Source organism: Mesorhizobium sp. CNPSo 4684, assembly GCF_057784315.1.
In genome coordinates, this window is the sequence record NZ_JBWLUX010000037.1 from 1 (window position 1) to 20,047 (window position 20,047).

The window sequence follows — 20,047 nt, forward strand, 5'->3', positions numbered from 1 at the left end:
GTCCCCAACGACCGGGTTTTAGGAGCCGGCCCCGTCCCCGGGCCGGCTCCACCATTTCTGCGGTAACCCTTTGAAATCTTGCTATTGTTGAGCTTTGAACTGACCGCGAGGATCGTCGCGGGCGTCGGGCACCAGTTCGTAGCTCTCCAGATTTGCCATATCCAGAAAGTAGCGCGACTTGCGTCTTGGTGCTCCCCGTAGCCACTCGGCCAGTTCGGATTGCGTCACCTGCAACCATTCTGGAAATTCGGCGGGACCGCTGAACTCTCCTTCGATCAATCCAGTCAAGGCGTGGATGTAGATGATGCGGCCAACGCCGGGAAACTTGTAAATTTCCTCTCCTCGTCTGCCTTGAAGACGGTCTTGGATCAGCCGGTATCCGATCTCCAAGACGATCTTGTCTTCCGGGTATCGGTCGTCCACCAGGAACCAGTTCACAATCTCCTGCCGCCGGCGATTGTCGTCGGAGCCTTGATAGGCACCAAGACCCATGTTGCATATGGTACAGCAAGGGACCAGCTTGCATTGGCCGAAATGCTCCCGGATTGCCCTCTTCGTGACCAGCCCGCCTTCTGCAAACCTGTGAAGGACGTACACTGGGGGTTGATGGTCAGATTTGCCGTCATTCGGAATCCCGCAATAAATGCACCGATCGCCGTTGACGACTTCATATACGCGCTCGAAACGCACTTCAGCTTCACGTCGGTTGTACCTTTGCTTTACCCGACCCATGGGATTTCCACTTAGACCGCTCGGACAACCGCTCCCCATGCACCAGGAGCACAGATCGACTTGATCGTCGCTGAATTCCAGAATATCATAACTGTGTGGAGACGTTCTAAAGTTCGTCTGGGAGCCGTTGTGGGTGACCTAATGGATGCTGTTCTTAAGCTCGGCATCTACCACTAAATACTGCGGAGTGGCGCTCTACAGAGTGTCGTCTCGTGCGAGGGATATCCCTTCCGAATAAGGGGCAATCGCTGACCGGTTGCTGCACATCCGCTTCATGTTGATGAAGCAAGGATGTGTGCAATGTGCAAATCAAACAGACTAGCAAGCTTCAGGATTGCGCAAGCCAACAAGCAGAATTGGCTATGCTTCTACTGCAACTTTCCGATGTGGGATGGAGATCCGGCGCCGTTTTCTAAGCGTTATCATCTCCCTGTCGGATTGCTCGATCGATTCCGCTGCACCGCAGAACATCTGGAGCCTCGAATGGACGGCGGCAAAGACACAAAGGAAAACCTCGTTGCAGCTTGCGAATTTTGCAATCAGACCCGCCATAAGATGCGAACTGTCTTGTCGCCTACTGCCTACCGGCAGCACGTCCGAAGGCGAATAGCGGCCGGGAAATGGCATCCGCCTGAGTGCCATCACTTGTTGCATGGCACCCAGGCGATCCGTCGGAAGCTCGTGGCCGCTGCGAACCTCGGACAGAGCCAGTGCCTTCCAGCTTCCAAATGGCAATTGATCGCTGCAGTATGAGCGATCACCCCCCCTGGATCACGGCGATGTTGGAAATCCCGGAAGATCGATGCGAGCGCCATCGCCTGTTCAAGACGATCGACGATGCCTTCAAGGCCGGCGATTTCGAGGGGCTCGGCGTGGCATTGGGCGGCTCGCCCCGCTGGTTCGACGAGCGCATGCCATTCGAACTCGGCCTCGGGCATCCGCTGGAATATGCGATCTATTGGAGCCCCGTCGGCTTTATCTCGACCTTGCTGGATGCCGGCTCGGATCCGAATTATCAGGACCACGGTGGGTTTCCGGCAATCATTGCCGCGCTGTCCACCGACCGAACCGATAGGCTGGAAATTGTCAGGGTGCTGATCGACGGTGGCGCCGACCCTGACATGCGGGGCGTGAACGACTGGACGCCGCTTCACTATGCGGTGGCCATCCGCAGTGTCGATGCGATCCGCCTTCTTTTGGCCGCAGGCGCCGACCCGGCGCTCGAAACGCGGATTGATGACAATACGACGCCCCTTGAGGAAGCCGACAATGCCGGCTTTGAAGCCGGCGCTTCATTGCTGCGCGATGCAATGGCCGGGCGCGGCTCCGACAGACGGTGAGTTGGGCGCAATCTACCGCCGGCGACAAGGCTTGGCCGGCTGGCCTTACGTCTCTTTCAGCCCGGCCTTGAACCGCTTGCCGTTGGCGACATAGTGCGCGGCCGAGACGCGCAACCTGGCGATTGCGGCGTCGTCCAGCGGCCTGATCACCCGCGCGGGCGAGCCGACGATCAGGCAATTATCGGGGAACTCCTTGCCTTCGGTGACCAGCGCGCCGGCGCCGACCAGTGAGTTCTTGCCGATCCTGGCGCCATTGAGGACGATGGCGCCCATGCCGATCAGGCTGTTGTCGCCGATCGTGCAGCCATGCAGCAGAGCGCGGTGGCCAATGGTGCAGCCCTGGCCGATTGTCAGGGGAAAGCCGGGGTCGGTGTGCATCACCGTGTGCTCCTGGACATTGCTGTCGGCGCCGATAACGATCGGCTCATTATCACCGCGGATGACCACGCCAAACCAGAATCCGGCATTGCGGCCGACCTTGATGTCGCCGATCAACGTCGCGTCGGGCGCGATCCAGTTGCTGTCGGCATCCTCGAAACGGGGCGCCTTTCCGTCGATCGCATAGGTCGGCATTTTAGTCTCCGATTCGTCTCAGGCGGAACGAACCCTAAAACAATCCAAGGAAAACCGCGTGGCGGTTTTTCCTAGGGAAAATCGCGTAGCGGTTTTCCGTTCAAGACAAATATCGGGCCAGCGATTCCACCAGGAGCTGAACTGCTCCAGGTGAGCCGACGCCCCACGAGGCAATGGCGATCAGCACGATGCCCAGCGCCAGCGCCCAGGCCATCACGGTGCAGCCGCAGGACATCAGCATCAGCGTCGAAATGCGGCCCTCGCGCCGCGCATCCAGCGCATCGTTGGCCAGCATGAACGGCCCGGCGCAAGCGGTCGCAGCCAGCGAGCGCAGGATGTGCGACGGCGATACATAGGGTTCGACAAAGGCCAGCCGGCGGCCCGCGACCAGTTCCATCACGGAGCCGGTGAGCCCGCAGGCGGTGAGCCCGACAGCAAAAGCGAAGAGAACGGGCAGCAGCAGGCTCATCTTTACCTTCCGTTTACCATGAAATCGCACAGTCGCATCCGACAGCCGCGCAGCAAGAGCCATGCCGCGGCATGTGTGCCGTCCAAGGACAGGAGCGGCGGCCATTGTGGGGATTGCGATGAAGCAGGCAGCGACCGCCGAAGAATTCAACGTCGTCGATTCCGTGCTGATGAAGCGGGTGTTTTATGCCTTTGCGGCACTGGCTCTGTTGTCGCTGGCGATCAGCCTTGGCGGCAAATGGTTCGGCCGCTCGATCGCCATGGCCGGCTATACCGACGACACCACGGTCCATCGTGTGGTGATCGGCAACAATGTCATTGCCGTGCCGGCCAACGCCATCCGCTTCCTGCAGGCGCGCCGCGACGGCATCGCTTCGCGCCTCGACCTCTATCTGCGCTATCCCCAGATGGAAGGTTACAGCGAAGCCGCCCGCGACGACTTCAACCACACGGGAACGGCCAAAAACATCATCTTCCTGTCGTTCGAACCGCAGATGATGTCGCGCGACATGAGCGGCCGTTTCGCACCGATCTACAGCGCGCTGATCAGCCAGCCCGGAACGCCCGGCCCCGGCGGCACGATGATTTACGGCTTCAGCGAAAAATCAGGTTATCTCAGCGAGGTGCTTGCGGTTGCCGGCCGCGCCGGCAAGGATCCGTTCGTCGCCCGCTGCCTGAGCGGACCGAGTGCCGAGGAATCGCTGGCGCCCTGCGAGCGCGACATCCAGGTCGGCGACAGCCTCAGCCTGACCTACCGCTTTCCCCGGGAACTTCTGGGCAACTGGCCGACGCTTGACGCGGCAATCGTCGCCGAGGCCACGCGTGTCCTCAAGGCAGCGAGATAGCCCCATTCGTCATCCACGGGCGGAGCGGGCGCGAAGCGATCGCGCAGACCCGAGGATCCATTCCGTGCCCTTCAGGCGGCGAAGCGGTGCAGAATTCGCTGTTGGAAGAGCAGAGAAGGCAGTTCTGGACCGCCGCGTTGCTGGGCGATGCCGCGGCATGGATCCCAGGGTCTCCGCGACGCCGCTGCGCGGCTGCTTTGCCCTGGGATGACGATGGCGCGACGGGCTGTCGGCAATCGCAAAGGTCTGTGGCTGTCTGGCTCAGGCCAGATCGATGTCGAGGATCGCCATCGAGAAATTGTAGTCGCCGTCGTCCTCGTCCTTGAAGACGATGCCGAGGAACTCGTCGCCGACATAGACCTCGGCCGAATCTTCCTTGCGCGGCCGCGCCTTCACTTCGAGTTTGGGATTGTGGAAGACGCGCTTGAAATAGGCGTCCAGCTTTCTGATTTCGTCCGGCTTCAAAAGTCTTCTCCGATCGTCGGGCTTGCTCGTTGGAACGCGCTTCTGGCACGTCGACAATGGCGATGTAAAGGCAAGCCGGCTGGATAGAACGCGAAGTTAAGGGGCAACAGCGCCGGTAGCCGGACTTCAGCCCGGCACACCGGATCGTGCAAATCAGATGTCGAAGCTGACGACTTGGTCCATCGACTGCGACGGCAAAAGCTGGTCCATCTGGCGCGAAGGCTGGTCGCAGCCGGTCTCGCCGACGACGCGGGCCGGTACGCCGGCAACCGTCTTGTTGTGCGGCACCGGCGACAGCACCACAGAGCCTGCCGCGATCTTCGAGCAATGGCCGACCTCGATGTTGCCGAGGATCTTGGCGCCGGCGCCGATCAGCACGCCGTAACGGATCTTGGGGTGACGGTCGCCGCCGGCCTTGCCGGTGCCGCCCAGCGTCACGCCGTGCAGGATCGACACGTCGTCCTCGATCACCGCCGTCTCGCCGACGACGAGGCCGGTGGCGTGGTCGATGAAGATGCCCTTGCCGATACGGGCGGCCGGGTTGATGTCGGTCTGGAACACCGAGGACGAGCGGCTCTGCAGATAGAGTGCGAAGTCCTTGCGGCCCTGGTTCCACAGCCAATGCGCCAGCCTGTGCGTCTGGATGGCGTGGAAACCCTTGAAATAGAGCACCGGCATGATGAAGCGGTCGCAGGCCGGGTCGCGGTCGTAATAGGCCTGGATGTCGACACGCACGATCGACGACCATTCCTTGTCGTCGGCCAGCATCGACTTGAAGGTCTGGCGGATGAGGTCGGAACCGATGTCCTGGTGCGCAAGCCGCTCGGCCAGCCGGTGGATGACCGCCTCTTCCAGGCTCTCCTGGTTGAGGATGGTCGAATAGAGGAACGCCGCCAGAAGCGGGTCGCGGTTGACCGCTTCCATCGCCTCGTCGCGGATCGAGCGCCAGATCGGATCGACCGGCTGCACCATTGTCGGGCGGGCAATCGTAATGCTGTTCATCGACGTCTCCGGCCTGCCGGCTTGTTGTCCGGCCGCACATATAGGCCAGATCATAGCACGATTGAACTCAATTTTCCTTAGTCACTGATCAAATGGATTTGGTTCACGCAGATTCAAGCCTCCATGGAAAACGAACCCTTGATCACCGCCGCCCAGGAAACGGGCCGGCGGACCCGCGCGATGCCGGGCCATTCAGGTCGGCAGCGGCTTTCCGGCCTGTTCCGCTGCCATATATTCCGCATACCAGTCGGGCCAGTTCACATCGTACTGTCCGCCGGTCCGCTTCTCGTGCTCGCCATGTGCCGCCGCCGCGCGTCGCAGTGCCGCGGCAAGTTCGCCCGACGAGGTGAATATCGTGTCGCTGGCGTCCACGCGGCCCGGCAGACGCTGGGTGATCTCCTGCACGATGAAGCTGTTGCCGTCCGGATCGCTGAACGTGACATAGGAGGAATAGCTGCGCCCTTCCGGATGTCTGCCGCTGACCGGCGGCTGCCCAGGGCCCGTACGGTGGAACACCTCGCTCGCCTCGACGCCGCGCGCCACGAGTTCGGCATGCGCCGCCACGATATCGGATACGACAAGATAAAGTCCCTTTGCCGAGCCTGGCGCGGCTGTCGTCAGGCCCTTGCCGAAATGGATCGAGCATGGCGAACCCGGTGGCGTGAACTGCACCACCCGAAACGCATCGCCGACGACGAAGTCGGCATCGAGCCGCCAACCGAGACCACCATAAAACCGCTTGGAGCGCTCGGCATCCGCAACCGCAATGATGACAGCCTCCAGCTTCATGTCGATCGGTCCCGGCACGGTATTCGTCATGTCAGCCTCCTCAGTTGAATGGAATGGCAACATTCCCCAGAGCCCCGGCCCGCGCAAGGTTTGAAATGATTGGTTTTGACTCCGAGGGGTTGAGATCGGTTAACTGGACGCATGACAAACTTGAAAGACCAGCCCTTGATCGACGAACCGCTGAAGCGGCAACTCTCGGAGCTCTATCGGGCCGAAGACCGCCACTACCATAACCTTAGACATATCGAGGCGATGCTGGCGCTGGCCGAGGACTATCGCGCATTGCTGGATGACCCCGATGCCGTCGAAGCCGCAATCTGGTTCCACGACGCCATCTATGACAGCAAGGCCAAGGACAATGAGGCGCAAAGTGCGGCCCTTGCCGAGAAAGACCTGGCTGGACGCACCGATTCGGAACGCTTGAGCCGCATCGCTGCGATGATCCTCGCCACGTCAACGCACCAGCTGCCGTCCTTCGACGATGCAGCGGCAATACGCGACGCCAGCCTCTTCCTCGACATGGATCTGTCGATCCTGGGCGCCGAGCCGGATGCGTTCGACGCCTATGAGCGCGCGGTCCGACGGGAATATGCCTGGGTCGAGGAGCCGATGTGGCGCGCCGGCCGCGGCACCGTCCTGAAGAGTTTTCTCGCCCGCGGCCACATCTTCCACACAGATGAATTCCGGCAGCGGTTCGAACCGCAGGCGAGGCAAAACATCGCGCGCTCGATCGAGGCTCTGAGCGGTTGACTGACCAGAAACTCCCGGAGGGAAGCCCGGCTAGTCTGGAAAAGTTTCCATGCGCTGCTCATACGGCTTGAAACCTGCGCGCCCATAGACCGATTGCGCGGACGGATGGTCATAGGTGTCCGTATGAAGCCAGACCCTTTGCGGCGCATGCGACCAGACGGCGCGAAGCGCCCGGTCGAGCAGGAACGGCCCGAGCCTGCGGCCCTGGAAAGCGGGAACCAGTCCGAAATGGACCAGCTCGACGTCGGGCTGACCGACGCCGTTGAATTCGCACAGGCCGGCTGCCTCGCCTCCAACGCGCAGCACGTGAATGTGTGTCGACGGCAGCGCCAGCAGGCGCTCGAGGTCGTCAGCCGCCATGCGCAGCCGCTGGTCCTACTGCACAGGCTCGCCGACGGCGCGGTAGAGGCTGATGTAACTGGCGCTGTTCAGCCTCTCCAGCGCAACCGAGGCGCTGGCTGCCGGCTGGACGCGGGCAGGCGCCGGATTGGCCTGGCGCATTTCCATGTAGGTGACGAGAAGATCAACCAAAGCGGCACCAAGACCGCGAAAAGCAGCAGGGCGGCAGCTCCCGCGCAATCACGTGAAAGCGCCGATCGTCGATGCCATTGCCGCCAGCAGCGCCAGCCCAGCCGCCACCGACAGCCCGTTCAGCACAATCCCCAGCAGACCAAGCCCGCGATTGTCGTTGGAGCGCGCCAGCGCCATCACGCCGAAGACCACGCCGGCGACATGCGCCACCGGAGCTGCCAGCAGAAACACCAGCATGAAGAAGCCCGTCGCAACGCCCTGCGCAAGCTGCGATGCGTCGCTCGGCATCGCCACCATGATGGCGATCGCAACCGCTCCGGCGACGAAGGCGGCCAGCGCCAGCATAACGGAACGTTTGCCGAGCTTTGTCGGCACGACCTCGCCTGGAACGGCGGCCGCGCCCCTTCCCCATTGCGCCACATTGCCCCCTTGCCGTCCGCCTCAGAGCGGATTTTCGGCATAAAACTCCAGCACGCGCTGCTTGAAGGTCTTGTCGCCGACGGCCAGCATATGGTCGCGGCCATCGATGTGAAACGCCCTGGCGTTCGGCATCAGCGCGGCAAGTTCATCGGGCGAACCGCCTATATCGTCTGTCGTTCCGACGGCAATCAGCGTCGGTTGGGCGATGCGCGTCATGTCATCTTCGCTGAGCAGTTCACGCGACTTTGCGATGCAGGCCGCCAGCGCCCGGCGGTCGCTGCGTGTCTGATCGGCGAAGGCGCGAAACGAGCGGCCGCGCGGATGGCTGGTGGCGGCCGGATCATCGGCCAGCAGCGCTTCGGCGATCGGGTCCCAGTCGCCGACGCCGTCGACCATGCCGATGCCGAGGCCGCCGAAGACCAGCGTCGCCACCTTGTCCGGATCGGACAGTGCCAGGAACGCCGAGATGCGCGCGCCCATCGAATAGCCCATGACATGCGCACGATCGATGCCGAGATGGTCGAGCAGCGCTGCCGCATCCGAGGCCATTTTGGCCGGCGTGTAGTCGGCCTCGTCATAGCTCTTCGACGACGAGCCATGGCCGCGATTGTCGAAGGCGATGGCGCGGTAGCCGGCGTCGTTCAGCGTCTTGAACCAGCCCGGCGATACCCAGTTGACATAATGGCTGGAGGCAAAGCCGTGGATCATCAGCACCGGATCGCCCTTACCCGACGCCGGCTGGCGGTCGAGGAAGGCGAGATCGAACCCGTCATGCGAAAAGAACTGCATCGACGCCGCTCAGCCGGCGCCGGGCGTGGGCGAATCGCCCTTGTCCGCCGGCGGCATGCCAGGCCCGGGCACCGTGCCAACGGCCGGATGGCGCAGCTGATCGCCATATTCGATGCCGTTTTTGGCGGCGGTACCGGCCTTGAGCTCAAGCACGAAGCGCACCGGTACACCTGGTGAAATGATCGCGTCCGATTGAGGCTCGCCATGCTTGACCGCCCGGATCTTGCCGTCCTGGCCGACAAAGATCAGGTCGAGCCGCATCGGCGTGTTGCGCATCCAGAAGCCGACCTGCTTCTGCATCTCGAAGACGAACAGCATGCCATGATCGTCCGCCATGTCCTGGCGATACATCAGGCCGGCCTCGCGCTCCGCTTCGGTGTTCGCGACTTCGATGGTGAAGGATTTGTCTCCGCCTTTCGTCGCCACCACCAGCGGTGTCGGATCGACGGGAAGGATCATCGCCTGGCTGTCGCCGGCGGGAGCCTGCTGGGATGCGGTCGGCCGCCCCGAATAGAAGTAGGCGCCGGCGGCCACGGCAACGATGACGCAGAGCGCGCCTGCTGTCAGCCAGTTCCTGTGCGCCATCTGAAATCCTCGACCGGAAACCATGATCCCGAAAAGTGGTCTCAGGTATTCGGATAAGATCGTGGTGAAACCAAGAAAACAAGGAAAGAGAGCCGTCCCGAATTCGTCGGGATGGCTCGCGTCCTAATGCGCGACCGGCAAGGTGCCCATATCGGGGTGAATCTCGGCAGCCATAAGGCCTTTGTCACCGCGTCCGAAACGCACCAGAACAACCTGCCCGGGCCTGAGTTCGGTGATGCCGTAGCGGCGCAGCGTCTCCATATGGACGAAGATATCCTCGGTGCCCTCGCCCCTGGTCAGGAAGCCGAAGCCCTTGGTGCGGTTGAACCACTTCACCAGCGCCCGTTCGAGACCGCTTTCCGGCGTCACCGACACATGGGTGCGCTGTTCCTGCATCTCGGCCGGATGGATCGCGGTGGTGGTGTCCATGGACAGCACCCGGAACGCCTGCAAGCCGCGGTCGCCGTGCTTGACGAGGCACACGACACGCGCGCCCTCCAACGCAGTCTGGAAACCGTCCTTTCGCAGACAGGTCACATGGAGGAGGATGTCGCCCGAAGAACCGTCATCGGGAAGGATGAAGCCGTAGCCCTTGGCCACGTCGAACCATTTGATGGCGCCGGCGATTTCGACCAGATCGGCGGTATCACCGCTACTGTCGCGCTGCGGGGCGTCGTCAAGGTTCTCATCCCGCCTCGTGAAAGAGGCCCTATCCCCCATAAGAACGCCCCCTTTTTTTCAACAAAACCGCAAGTGATTCTTGACATCAGATTAACACCGCCGCTTCCCGGGTGTGCAAGACCTGCCGTGCCTTTTTTCACGGTTGGATACAAGAATAACTGATATGTTGTTTGCCGGCGTTGCTGCCGGCCGCAATGACGATCTGTCCAGGCCGTCAACCGGTCGGCAATTTGCGCAGGATTTTGCCGGAATCGGCAACCACTTGGCGTCCGACGCTTTTGTCAGAGCAATCTGACTTTTCCAAAACCGGCCACCGCTTTTTCGGTCCGATGCTCGTTGCCCTTCGGCGGGGTGGACCCTATGTTGCCTCGCAACCCAAACATCCCCGAGGAAATCCTATGCGCTACCTCCACACAATGGTCCGTGTCGCCGACGTCGATGTCTCGCTCGATTTCTATGTCAACAAGCTCGGCCTGAAGGAAGTGCGCCGCTACGAAAACGAGCAGGGCCGCTTCACGCTGATCTTCCTCGCCGCCTCCGAGGACGTCGACAGCGGCATCGCCGAAAAGGCACCGCTGATCGAACTGACCTACAATTGGGATCCGGAGGACTACAAGGGCGGCCGCAATTTCGGCCACCTCGCCTATGAGGTCGACGACATCTACGCCACCTGCCAGCATCTGATGGACAATGGCGTCACCATCAACCGGCCGCCGCGCGACGGCAACATGGCCTTCGTCAAGTCGCCGGACGGCATCTCGTTCGAGCTGCTACAGAAGGGACCGGCCAAGCCCAAGGCCGAGCCGTGGGCGTCGATGCCCAACACCGGCACCTGGTAGCGATCACGCCATCTTGAGCGAGGCGGCCGCGCGACCAAGCCGGCCGCCTTTGCCATTTCGGGCGACCGCACCTATTTACCTGCCTGACGCGCGAGCCAGTCAAAGCCAGCGCTCCGCCAGGAGAATTCATTCATGCCGACCAGCCGTGTCGATGTCACCACCGCTTATGCCAGCCGCTATCTGCAGCAGCTTTGCAAGCACTGGGCACACAAATTTCCCGTCGAGTTCGATCCAAACCATGGCACCATCGATCTGTCGCTCGGCCGCACGGTTCTCGATGCCGATGCGGCAGCGCTGCATATAACGGTGTCGACGGATGAAGGCGGATCGCTGGAGCGCCTGGAAAGTGTGGTTGCCGATCACATCAAACGTTTTGCTTTCCGCGAAGAGCTCATCTTCGATTGGAAGCACGCGCCGGCATAACTCTATTTGGCGCCGGCCTGACCGGCCATCTCCAGCAGCGCCAGCACCGAACGCCAGTTGCGCGCGGTGCCCGGTACTTTGAGCACACGTGGAATAAGATTGGCGAACACCGATTTGCCAAGCCCATCGGGTGCCTTGAGGTAGAGCACATCGCCCTTGACCTCAAAGCTTTCGGGGCCGGTGCACTTTTCGGCAAGCCTGGCAATTTCGTCCGCTGTCGGCTGGCGCTCCAGCGTATACGCGTGAAGCTTGGTCGGGTCGCCGGCCACTTCCGGATAGGGATTTTCACTCACCAGCCGTTCGAACCAGCCGAGATCGCGCACCATGATGCGCGAATGAAAGCCCCATTTCTTCTCGAACGCTGCCTCAAACTGTTTGGTCAGCGTGACCGCATCTCCCTTCTTGGCGCGGAACACGACGTTGCCGCTCTGCACATAACTGGCGACATCGGTGAAGCCGAGTTCCTCGAAAAACGCCCGCAACTCCGCCATCTTGACGATCCGGTTGCCGCCGACATTGATGCCGGAAAACAGCGCAACAAAGACCGTGGCGCTCATATGATGAACCCCGCCAGGGTCTCGTTGTCGGTGATGTCCTGATAGTGAACGCCCTCGGCCTCGAAATTCGCCTTCAGCAGGTCGAAATTGCGCCGGTCCTTTGTTTCGATGCCGATCAGCACCGAACCGAAATTGCGCGCCGATTTCTTCAGATATTCGAAGCGGGCAATGTCGTCGTCGGGACCGAGCATTTCCAGGAAGTCCCGCAGCGCGCCCGGCCGTTGCGGGAAACGGATGATGAAGTATTTCTTCAGGCCCTCGAAGCGCAGCGCCCGCTCCTTCACATCGGGCAGCCGCTCGAAATCGAAATTGCCGCCCGACACCACGGCGACGATGGTCTTGCCGCGGATCTCCTTCCGCGAAAAATCCTTCAGCGCATCGATCGCCAACGCGCCAGCCGGCTCCAGCACCACGCCTTCGATGTTGAGCATTTCGATCATGGTGGCGCAGAGCCGGTTCTCGGGGATCAGACGCACGGCGTCAGCGGCGAACTCCTTGAGGTAACGCAGCGGCTCGCGGCCGATCTCGGCCACCGCCGCGCCGTCGACGAAGTTGTCGACATTGGCGAGCTTGATACGCTTTCCGCTGGCCAGGCTCTCATGCAGGCTCGGCGCCCCGGCAGGCTCGCAGAAGACGTAGCGGGCTTCGCGCTGCTGGTCGGCGAAATAGTGCGTCACCCCGGCCGCCAGGCCGCCGCCGCCGACCGGCAGCATGATGATGTCGGGCATGCGCGCGCCGGGCATCTGGTCCGCGATCTCATAGGCAACGGTGGCCTGCCCCTCGATAATATCCTTGTGGTCGAAGGGCGGCACCATATGCGCGCCCGAACTCTCGGTGAATTCGAAGGCGGCGCGGTAGCAGTCGTCGAAGAAGTCGCCGACCAGCCTGATTTCGACGAACTCGCCGCCGAACAGCCGCGTCTTGTCGATCTTCTGTTGCGGCGTCGTCACCGGCATGAACACCACGCCTTTCTTGCCGAAATGGCGGCACACGAAGGCAAAGCCTTGCGCATGGTTTCCGGCCGAAGCACAGACGAAAAGCTCAGCCTCGTTGCCGGCGGCCAGCGCCTTGCGGAAGAAATTGAAGGCACCGCGGATCTTGTAGGAGCGCACGGGTGAAAGATCCTCGCGCTTCAACAGCACCCGCGCCCCGGTCTTCTTCGACAGATAGTCGTTTTCCTGCAGCGGCGTTTCGGGAAAGATTTCGCGGATCGCTGCGGCAGCAATGGCGACGCGGGAGGAGAAACTGTTCATGGCGCCCGTGATCACGTGGTTGGAATGCCAAGCCTATTGCACAATTCGCCGTTTGCGGCCACCGATGCCGCGCGGCCGCTTTGGTGCGCCGAAAAAAATTCATTGGAGCCATCTTCATGCCTGTTTCGGCTGTCGCCCTGAAGACCGTCGCGCTTCCTGAATTCGGCGAGCCGACCACTATGCCGCTGCTTTCGCGCCGGACCTATGAAGCGCGCATCGAGGCTCTGCTGGCGCGCGGCGCCGAGGCGGGGCTCGACGCCTTCGCCGTCTATGGCGACCGCGAGCATGCCGCCAATGTCGCCTACCTCAGTGGTTACGACCCGCGTTTCGAGGAGACGCTGCTGATCATCATTCCAGGCAACCAGCCAAAACTTCTCGTCGGCAATGAGGGCTGGGGCTATGCCGAAATCTGCGACGGACCCTATGAGCGCGTTCTCTACCAGACCTTCTCGCTGCCGGCACAGCCACGCGACCGCTCCGCCTCCCTGTCCGACACGCTTGCCACCTGCGGCCTGACGACCGGCCAGAAGATCGGCGCCATCGGCTGGAAGCCGTTCGGCCCCGGCGATGGCGGGTTTGCCGAGGCGACGCTCGACCTGCCGTCCTTCATCGCCGATACGCTGCGCACACTGGCCGGCGACAAGGGCGCGGTGGTCAATGCCGCCAACCTTCTGATGAACCCAACGGATGGCCTGCGCGCCATCAACGAGGCCGACCAGCTGGCTTCCTTCGAGTTCGCCGCGACCTTTTCCTCGCAAGGCCTGCGCAACGTGCTCAGGGATATCGAGCCCGGCATGAGCGAATTGCAGGCGGCGCGGCTGATGGGCATGAATGGCCTGCCTCTGTGCTGCCACCCGATGCTGTCCGCCGGCAAGCGTGCGCCCTACGGCCTGCCAAGCCCGCGCCTGGACATCATCAAGCGCGGCGATCCGATCACCATGGCCTATGGCATCCAGGGCTCGCTCAATGCCCGCGCCGGCTTCCTGGTCGAGAGTGCGGCCGAGCTTCCCAACGAAATAAGCGACTATGTCGACAAACTGGTCGCGCCCTATTTCGCCGCCGTCGTCGATTGGTACGAGACCGTCGGCATTGGCGTTGCCGCCGGTGCCCTATGGAAAGCCGTGCATGACCGCATCGGCGATCCATTCTTCGGCGTCTCGCTCAATCCCGGCCATCTCGTCCATATCGACGAATGGATGCATTCGCCGGTGTTTTCCGGTTCGGACATCAAGCTGCGGCCGGGCATGGCGCTGCAGGTCGACATCATCCCGGCGACCGGAACCAGCTATTTCACCACCAACATCGAGGACGGCATCGCGCTCGCCGATGAGGCGTTGCGCGAGGAGATCGCCGCCCGCCATCCCGAGGCCTGGCGCCGCATCGAGGCGCGCCGCGCCTTCATGGTGGACGTGCTCGGCATAAGGCTGAAGCCCGAGGTGCTGCCCTTCTCCAACATTCCGGCGTTCCTGCCGCCATTTTGGCTTTCGCGCAACAGTGCGATGACCGTGGCTCGGCGCTGAACGCATTTCGGCTGGACACGACTTACTTCTGCCGCACTTGGCCTGTCCGGGAGGTGTCGCGGAGGGTGGATGGCCCTTTTGGGCTTAAGTGGAATTTTGACGTGCGTTTGAAGACGATTTGCATTCTTGCGCTTGCCTTGCTTGTGGCGGGCTGCGGCGGCCGCAAAACCGAGGAACTGCTCGGCAGCGCCGTCATGTCCACGCCGGTGACCGAAATCTCGGGCAATCACTCGATCTTCATCGCCACGACGCGCAAGAAATCCGACGATCCCAACAAGGTTTTCGACGGCGAACGCTCGGCGACGCTGAGCTATGCCCGCGTCAACGTCACCGTTCCCGGCATCCACCAGACCGGCCAGATCGAGCGCCGCTCGCGCGGCAAGTCCAACGACCCGGCGAAATACTTCATGGCGTCCGAGGTCGTCGGCTACGATGCGCAGCCGAAATTTTCCGCCGCGCTCAACGCCGATATCGCCGCCCGCGGCGGCCGCGTCATGGTCTTCGTGCATGGCTACAACACCGGCTTCGACGATGCCGTCTACCGCCTGACCCAGATCGTCCATGATTCCGGCTATCCCGGCACCCCGGTGCTGTTTTCCTGGGCATCGGGCGCCAAGACCACCGACTATGTCTATGACAAGGAAAGTGCGAGTGCTGCCCGCGACCAGCTCGAAGTGACCTTGCGCATGCTGCAGCAGTCCGGCGCGCGGCGCATCGACATCGTCGCCCATTCGCTCGGAACCTGGGTCACCATGGAAACGCTGCGCCAGCTCGCCATCACCGGCGACCGCGATCTCGGCGGCAAGCTCGGCGATGTCGTGCTGGCCTCGCCCGACATCGATGTCGACGTATTCAAGAGCCAGATGCGCCGCTACGGCAAGCCCGACAAGCCGTTCATCCTGCTGCTCTCCGACGATGACCGTGCGCTCAGGCTCTCCGGCCTGATCGCAGGCTCGCGGCCGCGCGTCGGCGACTACAAGGATGCCGCCGACCTCGCTGCCTATGGCGTCACCGTGGTCGATCTCTCCAAGGTGAAGGGAACCGACAGCTTCAACCACACCAAATTCGCCGACAATCCCGAACTGGTGAAGATGATCGGCCAGCGGCTGCGCGAGGATGACGGCTTTGCCAGCGACCAGACGGTGACCGACCGCATCAGCGCGCTCGGACAATAGGCTGTTGCCCTGCGGCTACTGTCGCCGCGTGAGTTCGCAAATGCCGCGCGGCCCGCTCATTTTCAACTGGACCGGGCCGGTCTCTGCCTCTATCGACAATAAAATCGGCGCCATGCGCCAGCGGGAGCCCGCGTGAACGTGCGTTGGAAGACCGTCCTCGTCCTTGCGTTCGCGCTCGCTGTCGCCGGCTGCGCCGGCCAGAACACGCATGACCTCCTGAACAAGACGACGGTGTCGGTGCCTGCCTCCGACATCGCGGCCACCCACGAAATCTTCGTCGCCACCACCCGCCAGCCGGCGACAAAGGATCCGCGCCAGGTGTTCGACGGCGACCGTTCGCTGACCACCAGCTACGCCCGCGTCGACGTCACAGTGCCGAAGGTTCACCAGCTCGGCGCCATCGAGCGCGCCAAGGGTTCGGCCGACTCCAACCCAGCCAAGCAATTCACCGCCACCGACGTCGTCCACTATGGCGACGCCCCGCAATTCGCCAAGGCTGTCGGCGCCAACATCGCCATGAATGGCGACCGCGCCCTGGTCTTCGTGCACGGTTTCAACAACGGTTTCGACGATGGCGTCTACCGGCTGACGCAGATCGCCCACGACACCAAATATCCGGGCACGCCGGTGCTGTTTTCCTGGGCTTCGAGCGGCAAGACCACCGGTTATATCTACGACAAGGAAAGCGCCAACGCCGCGCGCGACGATCTCGAGGCGACGCTCAGGATGCTGGCCAAGACAAAGGTCAAGAGCATCGACGTCATCGCCCATTCGATGGGAACCTGGGTGACGATGGAGGCGCTGCGCCAGCTCGCCATCACCGGCGACCGCGATCTCGGCGGCAAGCTCGGCTATGTCGTCCTCGCCTCGCCCGACATCGATGTCGACGTCTTCAAGAAACAGATGATCCGCTACGGCAAACCCGACAAACCGTTCGCGATCCTGCTCTCGGGAGACGACCGTGCGCTGAAGCTGTCGTCCATTATCTCCGGCGACAAGCCGCGCGTCGGCGACTACGGCAATGCGGCCGACCTCGCCAGCTATGGCGTGGTCGTGGCGGATCTCACCAAGACCAAGGGCGGTGACCGTTTGAACCACGCCAAGTTCGCGGACAATCCGATCCTGGTGCAATTGCTCGGCGACCGGCTGCGCACACCAGCCGCCCTGCGATCGAACGATCCGGGCGAGTTTGACGATATCGGCCAAGGGATCGGCAAGGCGGTCGGCTCCATGGCCGAAGTCGTCATCACCACCCCGTTCAAGGTGCTGACCATCGCCACCGGGGGTTGACAGCCGGGTCTGTCAGATAAAAAGGTCGACCTTCTGGAACGTCGTCACGTCGATCAGCCCGACATCGGAGATCCTCAGCTCCGGGATGACGACCAGCGCCAAGAGCGAGTGCTGCATATAGGCGTTGTTCAGGGAACAGCCCATCTTGCGCATCGCCTCGGTCAGCTTCTCGGCTTTGGCCGCGACGATCTCGGCGCGCTCGTCGGACATCAGCCCGGCGATCGGCATTTCGACCAGCGCCAGTTCCTTGCCCTTTGAAAACAGCACCACGCCGCCGCCGACCTCGCCCAGCCGGTTGACGGCCAGCGCCATGTCTTCCTTGTTGGTGCCGACGCAGATGATGTGGTGGGCGTCATGCGCCACGCTGGAGGCCAGGGCGCAGTCGCCCATATAGCCGAAGCCGGAGACGAAGGCGTTGGCGACGCCGCCCGTACCGCGATGGCGCTCGACCAGCGCGATCTGGCAGATGTCGTTGCGGCGATCCATGGCGACCAGCCCGTCCTCGACCGGCAAATCGGCCTCAAGCGCCCGCGTCGGCGCCTGGTTCTCGATGACGCCGATGACCCGCACCCGCACCTCATTGGCGCCCTTCGGCGCTGCAATATCGAAGTCGCCTGCCTTGAGCTTCTTGCCGAGCTTGACCGTGTTCTTGGCCGTCTTCGGATAGTCATAGGCCGGAATGTCGATCTCGAGCTTGCCGGCCTTGGCCAGCCTGACGCCGCGGCCATAGACCTCGTCGATGGTCATGGCGGCGAGATCGGAAACGATCAGCAGGTCGGCCAGCCGTCCCGGCGCGATCGAACCGATCTCGCGCTCAAGCTTGAAATGCTGGGCGGTGTTGAGCGTCGCCATCTGGATCGCCGTCACCGGCTTCAGGCCCTGTTGGATTGCGTGGCGCACCACCCGGTCCATATGGCCTTCATGCACCAGCGTACCGGAATGGCTGTCGTCGGTGCACAGGATGAAATTGCGCGGGTCGAGCCCGCTCTCCGTCACCGCCTTGATCTGCGAGGCGACATCGTACCAGGCCGAGCCGAGCCTGAGCATCGCCTTCATGCCCTGGCGCACGCGCGCGATCGCATCCTCGGCGCGCGTGCCCTCATGGTCGTCCTCCGGACCGCCGGCGACATAGCCGTGGAACGGCAGGCCGAGATCGCGCGAGGCATAGTGGCCGCCAACGGTCTTGCCGGCCCTCACCGTGGCGGCTATCTCGCCCGACATCACCGGATCGTTGGCGGCGACACCCGGGAAATTCATCACCTCGCCGAGGCCGATGATGTTCTCCCAGGTCATCGCTTCGGTGACATCGGCAACCGTCAGTTCGGCACCGGCATGCTCCAGCCCCGGCGCCGAAGGCACGCAGGACGGCATCTGGACGTGGACGTTGATGGGCATGGCGACAGCTTCGTCGTGCATCAGCCGCACGCCGGGGAGCCCCAGCACATTGGCGATTTCGTGCGGGTCGATGAACATCGAGGTGGTGCCGTGCGGGATGACGGCGCGGCAGAATTCGGTCACCGTCACCATGCCGCTCTCGACATGCATGTGCGCATCGCAAAGGCCGGGCACGAGATAGCGGCCGCCGGCGTCGACCACCTTGGTGCCCTGGCCGATGGCGTGGCTGGCATTCGGCCCGCAATAGGCAAAGCGACCGCCGGCAATGGCGATGTCGGTGCCGGCGATGATCTCGCCAGAATGCACATTCACCCAGCGGCCGTTGCGAATGACTAGATCGGCCGGCTTGCGCCCGGTCGCGACATCGACCAGATGGGTCGCCATCTCGATCCAAGGCCTGGGTTTCGTCGCGTGCGCGGTCTTTGCCATGGGAGACTCCTGTTTGCCCCGACTGTGCCAAGCCGGCATGGCTTTGACCAGCGATTGCGGGCGAAATCCGCTCGGCCAGGTTTATTTGTGCCGGCACTTATGCTATTGTTTTGTAGATGGTGCTGATTTGCGCCAACGACCCGCCGCGAGGCGGGTTTTTTGTTGCGATTGCCGTCACAGCGGAACCGGACGCGTTGCGGCGGGCGGCACGGATTGAAATTTCAATTCACGCCGCCAGCCCGCCCCTCCGTTCGTTGACTCCGCCCACGGGAAGACTGTTAAATCGACCTTCGCAACGTCCGAGACCGAAACGACCCGAGGACGAACCTCCTGAGGTGAAGTCATGACCCGGTTCCTGAAAGCGTTCGTCTTCGTCACCCTGTTCCTGATCTCGGCCGGCTTTGCATCCGCCGAGGAGCGCTGGCTGACGCTGCCGGAGCCGGCGGCGATGCCCAAACCGGATCAGAGCGGCTATGCGCCGGTCAACGGCATCCAGATGTACTATGCCGTTTTCGGCGCCGGGGATCCGATCCTGTTGATCCATGGCGGTCTTGGCCACGCCGATATCTGGGCGAGCCAGGTGGCGACTATGTCCAAGACCCACAAGGTGATCGTCGCCGACAGCCGCGGCCATGGTCGCTCCACGCGCACCGAGCAACCTTACGGCTATGACCTCATGGCGTCCGACTATCTGGCCCTGCTCGACTACCTCAAGATCGACAAGACCGCTCTTGTCGGCTGGAGCGACGGCGGCATTATCGGCATCGACATCGCGCTGCATCATCCGGAGCGGCTGACCAGGCTTTTTGCGCAGGCCGCCAATGTCACCACCGATGGCGTCGATCCCGGCGTGATGACCAACAAGACCTTTGCCGCCTACATCGAGCGCTCCGGCCGCGACTACAAGAAGATGTCGAAGACGCCGGACCAGTACGATGCCTTCGTTTCGCAGATCAGCCACATGTGGGAGTCGGAACCTGCCTGGACCAAGGAACAGCTCGCCAAGATCACCACGCCGACGGCGATCGTCGCCGGCGATCATGACGAGGCGATCAAGCGCGAACACACCGAATACATGGCCTCCGTCATTCCGGGCGCCAAGCTCATCATCCTGCCCAACGCCAGTCATTTCGCCATGCTGCAGGCGCCGGACGAATACAGTCAGGCGGCGCTGGACTTTATCGACGCCAAATAGA

Annotated in this window: 25 protein-coding genes; 10 read left to right on the top strand and 15 right to left on the bottom strand. The window is 62.5% G+C overall.

What is annotated here, in order from left to right; translation table 11 throughout:
- Positions 1–81: 81 nt before the first annotated feature.
- The gene (locus tag AC04SG_RS27300) at positions 82–732 is read right to left on the bottom strand and encodes a hypothetical protein (protein WP_488553581.1); all 651 of its coding nucleotides are present in this window, start codon (positions 730–732) and stop codon (positions 82–84) included.
- A gap of 384 nt (positions 733–1,116) precedes the next feature.
- Between AC04SG_RS27300 and AC04SG_RS27305 the strand changes: the two genes are divergently transcribed.
- Complete coding sequence (locus AC04SG_RS27305) at positions 1,117–1,485, top strand: HNH endonuclease (RefSeq protein WP_488553634.1); 369 nt, start codon at positions 1,117–1,119, stop codon at positions 1,483–1,485.
- Complete coding sequence (locus AC04SG_RS27310; protein ID WP_488553582.1) at positions 1,482–2,072, top strand: ankyrin repeat domain-containing protein; 591 nt, start codon at positions 1,482–1,484, stop codon at positions 2,070–2,072. Before AC04SG_RS27305 ends, AC04SG_RS27310 begins: the two co-directional genes overlap by 4 nt.
- 45 nt (positions 2,073–2,117) lie before the next feature.
- Here AC04SG_RS27310 and AC04SG_RS27315 read toward each other — a convergent pair whose 3' ends face one another.
- Both AC04SG_RS27315 and AC04SG_RS27320 read right to left on the bottom strand, forming a co-directional pair.
- Entirely contained in the window at positions 2,118–2,645 is a 528-nt protein-coding gene (locus AC04SG_RS27315) for a gamma carbonic anhydrase family protein (RefSeq protein ID WP_488553583.1), read from the bottom strand.
- 100 nt (positions 2,646–2,745) lie between these two features.
- Complete coding sequence (locus AC04SG_RS27320; RefSeq protein WP_488553584.1) at positions 2,746–3,114, bottom strand: DUF6949 family protein; 369 nt, start codon at positions 3,112–3,114, stop codon at positions 2,746–2,748.
- Between the two features lie 118 nt (positions 3,115–3,232).
- On the opposite strand from AC04SG_RS27320, the gene AC04SG_RS27325 reads away from it, so the two are divergent.
- A complete protein-coding gene (locus tag AC04SG_RS27325; RefSeq protein WP_488553585.1) occupies positions 3,233–3,958 on the top strand; it encodes a hypothetical protein in 726 nt (241 codons plus the stop codon).
- A 261-nt stretch (positions 3,959–4,219) separates the two neighbouring features.
- Here the strand turns inward: AC04SG_RS27325 and AC04SG_RS27330 are convergent, their stop codons facing one another.
- From AC04SG_RS27330 to AC04SG_RS27340, 3 genes are all read right to left on the bottom strand, one after another.
- Positions 4,220–4,423, bottom strand: a complete 204-nt coding sequence (locus AC04SG_RS27330; protein WP_112563401.1) for a DUF3126 family protein — start codon at positions 4,421–4,423, stop codon at positions 4,220–4,222.
- Between the two features lie 153 nt (positions 4,424–4,576).
- On the bottom strand, positions 4,577–5,425 hold the full coding sequence (cysE, locus tag AC04SG_RS27335) for a serine O-acetyltransferase (RefSeq protein ID WP_112563436.1): 849 nt from the start codon (positions 5,423–5,425) through the stop codon (positions 4,577–4,579).
- Between the two features lie 192 nt (positions 5,426–5,617).
- Positions 5,618–6,244 (bottom strand): VOC family protein, encoded by a 627-nt coding sequence (locus AC04SG_RS27340; RefSeq protein ID WP_488553586.1) that lies wholly within the window; start codon positions 6,242–6,244, stop codon positions 5,618–5,620.
- 111 nt (positions 6,245–6,355) lie between these two features.
- On the opposite strand from AC04SG_RS27340, the gene AC04SG_RS27345 reads away from it, so the two are divergent.
- Positions 6,356–6,964, top strand: coding sequence for an HD domain-containing protein (locus AC04SG_RS27345; RefSeq protein ID WP_488553587.1), 609 nt, complete (start codon positions 6,356–6,358; stop codon positions 6,962–6,964).
- A gap of 30 nt (positions 6,965–6,994) precedes the next feature.
- On the opposite strand, the gene AC04SG_RS27350 is transcribed toward AC04SG_RS27345, so the two are convergent.
- The 6 genes from AC04SG_RS27350 to AC04SG_RS27375 form a co-directional block, all read right to left on the bottom strand.
- Positions 6,995–7,324, bottom strand: a complete 330-nt coding sequence (locus tag AC04SG_RS27350) for a GNAT family N-acetyltransferase (RefSeq protein ID WP_488553588.1) — start codon at positions 7,322–7,324, stop codon at positions 6,995–6,997.
- Between the two features lie 15 nt (positions 7,325–7,339).
- Complete coding sequence (locus AC04SG_RS27355) at positions 7,340–7,495, bottom strand: hypothetical protein (protein ID WP_488553589.1); 156 nt, start codon at positions 7,493–7,495, stop codon at positions 7,340–7,342.
- Between the two features lie 48 nt (positions 7,496–7,543).
- Complete coding sequence (locus AC04SG_RS27360) at positions 7,544–7,870, bottom strand: hypothetical protein (RefSeq protein WP_488553590.1); 327 nt, start codon at positions 7,868–7,870, stop codon at positions 7,544–7,546.
- Between the two features lie 66 nt (positions 7,871–7,936).
- Positions 7,937–8,704 carry an alpha/beta fold hydrolase gene (locus AC04SG_RS27365; RefSeq protein ID WP_488553591.1) on the bottom strand — a complete coding sequence of 256 codons (768 nt, stop codon included), beginning with the start codon at positions 8,702–8,704 and terminating at the stop codon, positions 7,937–7,939.
- A gap of 9 nt (positions 8,705–8,713) precedes the next feature.
- Positions 8,714–9,289: a DUF192 domain-containing protein gene (locus AC04SG_RS27370; protein WP_488553592.1), complete on the bottom strand. Its 576-nt coding sequence runs from the start codon at positions 9,287–9,289 to the stop codon at positions 8,714–8,716.
- A 123-nt stretch (positions 9,290–9,412) separates the two neighbouring features.
- Positions 9,413–10,009, bottom strand: coding sequence for a cold-shock protein (locus tag AC04SG_RS27375; RefSeq protein ID WP_352560906.1), 597 nt, complete (start codon positions 10,007–10,009; stop codon positions 9,413–9,415).
- 359 nt (positions 10,010–10,368) lie between these two features.
- Between AC04SG_RS27375 and AC04SG_RS27380 the strand changes: the two genes are divergently transcribed.
- Together AC04SG_RS27380 and AC04SG_RS27385 are read left to right on the top strand one after the other, a co-directional pair.
- Complete coding sequence (locus AC04SG_RS27380; protein WP_488553593.1) at positions 10,369–10,809, top strand: VOC family protein; 441 nt, start codon at positions 10,369–10,371, stop codon at positions 10,807–10,809.
- 132 nt (positions 10,810–10,941) lie between these two features.
- Positions 10,942–11,232 carry a DUF2218 domain-containing protein gene (locus AC04SG_RS27385; RefSeq protein ID WP_192251546.1) on the top strand — a complete coding sequence of 97 codons (291 nt, stop codon included), beginning with the start codon at positions 10,942–10,944 and terminating at the stop codon, positions 11,230–11,232.
- Positions 11,233–11,234: 2 nt separating this feature from the next.
- Here the strand turns inward: AC04SG_RS27385 and AC04SG_RS27390 are convergent, their stop codons facing one another.
- Positions 11,235–11,789: a DUF1697 domain-containing protein gene (locus tag AC04SG_RS27390; protein ID WP_488553594.1), complete on the bottom strand. Its 555-nt coding sequence runs from the start codon at positions 11,787–11,789 to the stop codon at positions 11,235–11,237.
- Positions 11,786–13,042, bottom strand: a complete 1,257-nt coding sequence (ilvA, locus tag AC04SG_RS27395; RefSeq protein ID WP_488553595.1) for a threonine ammonia-lyase IlvA — start codon at positions 13,040–13,042, stop codon at positions 11,786–11,788. The genes AC04SG_RS27390 and ilvA overlap by 4 nt, the downstream gene beginning before the upstream one ends.
- Before the next feature lie 116 nt (positions 13,043–13,158).
- Here ilvA and AC04SG_RS27400 point away from each other — a divergent pair, with 116 nt between their 5' ends.
- The 3 genes from AC04SG_RS27400 to AC04SG_RS27410 all read left to right on the top strand — a co-directional run bounded on the left by AC04SG_RS27400 (position 13,159) and on the right by AC04SG_RS27410 (position 17,027).
- A complete protein-coding gene (locus AC04SG_RS27400; protein WP_488553596.1) occupies positions 13,159–14,562 on the top strand; it encodes an aminopeptidase P family N-terminal domain-containing protein in 1,404 nt (467 codons plus the stop codon).
- 101 nt (positions 14,563–14,663) lie between these two features.
- Positions 14,664–15,737, top strand: coding sequence for an alpha/beta hydrolase (locus AC04SG_RS27405; RefSeq protein ID WP_488553597.1), 1,074 nt, complete (start codon positions 14,664–14,666; stop codon positions 15,735–15,737).
- A 132-nt stretch (positions 15,738–15,869) separates the two neighbouring features.
- Positions 15,870–17,027, top strand: a complete 1,158-nt coding sequence (locus AC04SG_RS27410; protein WP_488553598.1) for an alpha/beta hydrolase — start codon at positions 15,870–15,872, stop codon at positions 17,025–17,027.
- A gap of 12 nt (positions 17,028–17,039) precedes the next feature.
- Here AC04SG_RS27410 and ade read toward each other — a convergent pair whose 3' ends face one another.
- Positions 17,040–18,851, bottom strand: coding sequence for an adenine deaminase (gene ade / locus AC04SG_RS27415; protein WP_488553599.1), 1,812 nt, complete (start codon positions 18,849–18,851; stop codon positions 17,040–17,042).
- A gap of 343 nt (positions 18,852–19,194) precedes the next feature.
- On the opposite strand from ade, the gene AC04SG_RS27420 reads away from it, so the two are divergent.
- Positions 19,195–20,046, top strand: a complete 852-nt coding sequence (locus AC04SG_RS27420; RefSeq protein ID WP_477352989.1) for an alpha/beta fold hydrolase — start codon at positions 19,195–19,197, stop codon at positions 20,044–20,046.
- The last annotated feature ends 1 nt before the right edge of the window (position 20,047 follow it).

What these genes read in the sequence shown, in the direction of transcription:
- AC04SG_RS27350 (WP_488553588.1), bottom strand. Translation starts at nt 7,324, where the DNA reads ATGGCGGCTGACGACCTCGAGCGCCTGCTGGCGCTGCCGTCGACACAC.
- AC04SG_RS27370 (WP_488553592.1), bottom strand. Translation starts at nt 9,289, where the DNA reads ATGGCGCACAGGAACTGGCTGACAGCAGGCGCGCTCTGCGTCATCGTT.
- AC04SG_RS27385 (WP_192251546.1), top strand. Translation starts at nt 10,942, where the DNA reads ATGCCGACCAGCCGTGTCGATGTCACCACCGCTTATGCCAGCCGCTAT.
- AC04SG_RS27300 (WP_488553581.1), bottom strand. Translation starts at nt 732, where the DNA reads ATGGGTCGGGTAAAGCAAAGGTACAACCGACGTGAAGCTGAAGTGCGT.
- AC04SG_RS27325 (WP_488553585.1), top strand. Translation starts at nt 3,233, where the DNA reads ATGAAGCAGGCAGCGACCGCCGAAGAATTCAACGTCGTCGATTCCGTG.
- AC04SG_RS27390 (WP_488553594.1), bottom strand. Translation starts at nt 11,789, where the DNA reads ATGAGCGCCACGGTCTTTGTTGCGCTGTTTTCCGGCATCAATGTCGGC.
- AC04SG_RS27305 (WP_488553634.1), top strand. Translation starts at nt 1,117, where the DNA reads ATGTGGGATGGAGATCCGGCGCCGTTTTCTAAGCGTTATCATCTCCCT.
- AC04SG_RS27340 (WP_488553586.1), bottom strand. Translation starts at nt 6,244, where the DNA reads ATGACGAATACCGTGCCGGGACCGATCGACATGAAGCTGGAGGCTGTC.
- AC04SG_RS27420 (WP_477352989.1), top strand. Translation starts at nt 19,195, where the DNA reads ATGACCCGGTTCCTGAAAGCGTTCGTCTTCGTCACCCTGTTCCTGATC.
- ade (WP_488553599.1), bottom strand. Translation starts at nt 18,851, where the DNA reads ATGGCAAAGACCGCGCACGCGACGAAACCCAGGCCTTGGATCGAGATG.
- AC04SG_RS27380 (WP_488553593.1), top strand. Translation starts at nt 10,369, where the DNA reads ATGCGCTACCTCCACACAATGGTCCGTGTCGCCGACGTCGATGTCTCG.
- AC04SG_RS27315 (WP_488553583.1), bottom strand. Translation starts at nt 2,645, where the DNA reads ATGCCGACCTATGCGATCGACGGAAAGGCGCCCCGTTTCGAGGATGCC.
- AC04SG_RS27345 (WP_488553587.1), top strand. Translation starts at nt 6,356, where the DNA reads ATGACAAACTTGAAAGACCAGCCCTTGATCGACGAACCGCTGAAGCGG.
- AC04SG_RS27320 (WP_488553584.1), bottom strand. Translation starts at nt 3,114, where the DNA reads ATGAGCCTGCTGCTGCCCGTTCTCTTCGCTTTTGCTGTCGGGCTCACC.
- AC04SG_RS27400 (WP_488553596.1), top strand. Translation starts at nt 13,159, where the DNA reads ATGCCTGTTTCGGCTGTCGCCCTGAAGACCGTCGCGCTTCCTGAATTC.
- AC04SG_RS27310 (WP_488553582.1), top strand. Translation starts at nt 1,482, where the DNA reads ATGAGCGATCACCCCCCCTGGATCACGGCGATGTTGGAAATCCCGGAA.
- cysE (WP_112563436.1), bottom strand. Translation starts at nt 5,425, where the DNA reads ATGAACAGCATTACGATTGCCCGCCCGACAATGGTGCAGCCGGTCGAT.
- AC04SG_RS27375 (WP_352560906.1), bottom strand. Translation starts at nt 10,009, where the DNA reads ATGGGGGATAGGGCCTCTTTCACGAGGCGGGATGAGAACCTTGACGAC.
- ilvA (WP_488553595.1), bottom strand. Translation starts at nt 13,042, where the DNA reads ATGAACAGTTTCTCCTCCCGCGTCGCCATTGCTGCCGCAGCGATCCGC.
- AC04SG_RS27365 (WP_488553591.1), bottom strand. Translation starts at nt 8,704, where the DNA reads ATGCAGTTCTTTTCGCATGACGGGTTCGATCTCGCCTTCCTCGACCGC.